The sequence below is a fragment of the Komagataeibacter kakiaceti JCM 25156 genome (assembly GCF_000613305.1).
In genome coordinates, this window is the sequence record NZ_BAIO01000644.1 from 1 (window position 1) to 1148 (window position 1148).

Below are 1148 nucleotides of genomic sequence, written 5' to 3' on the forward strand. Positions count from 1 at the left end.
CGCCAGCACGACCCCGTCGGCCACCGCCGGGGCGGGCTGGCCGTATATGACCGTATCCGCCGCGGTGGCGGCATAGGTCCACAGGATATTGCCGTTTTCGGCATCCACGCAGAACAGGTGTTCGTCAATGGTGCCGAAAAACAGCCGCCCGTTGACCACCGTGGGGGCGGAGCGGCCCGGCGCCTGGATGTTGACGCGCCATTTCAGCTTGCCATGGGCGGCATCGACCGCCAGCGCCTGCCCCACGCCATCGACGATGTACACCGTATCGCCATCCACCGTGATCCCGCCGCCAAGGTTGTTCGACAGCATCTTGCGTGGCTTGGGGTTATATTCCCACAGCTTGTGCATGCCCGGCCAGCGGTAGGCCCGGACCACGCCCTGCGCGTCCGCCACGAAAATGCGGCCGTTCTGCACGACCGGCGTGGCCTGGATGATGCCGCGCCCGCTATCGCCCAGCGCGACATAGGACAGGAATTCCGGCTCGGAATTACCCGCCCCGATGTCATGGCTCCACTGATGGCGCATCTGGCCGCCCCAGGCGATGTTCACGCCCGCATGGTCGGGGTGAAGACCCGATTGCGGCCATTCGTTCACCGCCACCGGCGCGGGCACGCTCACGGCCTGTGTCTCATCGGGATCAACCGTCAGGCCCGCCGCCGCATGCAGCACGTCCGAACGCTGGCCGATGAGGAGCTGCGTCTTCTTCTTGCCCCCGCTACACGCCGCCAGCGCGGGAAGCAGCGCCGCCCCCGCGCCCATCAGCGCATGGCGGCGGCTCAGGACCGGTTTCATGTTCCGCCCGCCAATCCGCTTCCGACTAACCATCCGTGCCATCCCCCAGCATCTGCAGCATGGCCTCGGCGCGGCTGCGCACGCCATCGGCCACCCCCATGTCCATGCTCAGGCGTTCATAACGGGCGCGGGCGTCCGTCTCCCTGCCCGCGCGCAGGTCCAGCAGGGCCTCGGCCTCGATCGCCTGTCCGCGCCATGGCTGGTCCGCCGCGTCCAGCACGGCCAGGCGGGAGCGCAGGGTCGCGGGGTCACCACTGTCAATCTGGTGCTGGACCCATAACAGGCTGGCCAGCGACGCGAGAACCGGGTCGGTCGCCTGATCGCGCGCGACTTCGTCCCACAGCGCGAGGGCG

At 68.5% G+C, this 1148-nt stretch carries 1 protein-coding gene and 1 pseudogene; both read right to left on the bottom strand.

Annotated features, from left to right (window positions below; translation table 11 throughout):
• Positions 1-795, bottom strand: a 795-nt coding sequence (locus JCM25156_RS17485) for an outer membrane protein assembly factor BamB family protein (protein WP_025814174.1), incomplete at its 3' end; no start/stop codon positions are given.
• A gap of 25 nt (positions 796-820) precedes the next feature.
• A pseudogene (locus tag JCM25156_RS17490) lies at positions 821-1148 on the bottom strand (hypothetical protein); the annotation flags it as partial.